The following is a 251-nucleotide window of genomic DNA, read 5'->3' on the forward strand; positions in this document are numbered from 1 at the left end:
GCTATTGCTAGCCAACGGCTCTGCTTCTTACTATGTTTAATCGTAAATAATTGACTATCTATATTTCTCTCACTGTTATTTTCTGATGTGGATAATATCGCGTTCAATGAGCCAAGCTGCGCCGCACTTAAATTTTGCTGGTTGTAGTGATCTTTTGTTGCTTGCTTCAAGGATTTTTTCATTTGCTTTCTCCTTGTTGTGGGGGCAGGCTTTTATCTGCAATGACGACCGCTTTTTTCTTTATTCTGTGT

1 protein-coding gene is annotated in these 251 nt (G+C 39.0%); it reads right to left on the minus strand.

The annotated features are described in order from the left end of the window. Window positions 1–182 (minus strand): hypothetical protein (locus tag AAEZ03_RS28330; protein WP_350583277.1); only part of this gene is annotated, 182 nt, incomplete at its 3' end. Window positions 183–251 lie beyond the last annotated feature (69 nt).

The sequence above is a fragment of the Pseudomonas sp. HY2-MNA-CIBAN-0224 genome (genome assembly GCF_040310285.1).
Taxonomy (GTDB): Bacteria; Pseudomonadota; Gammaproteobacteria; order Pseudomonadales; family Pseudomonadaceae; genus Aquipseudomonas; species Aquipseudomonas helleri.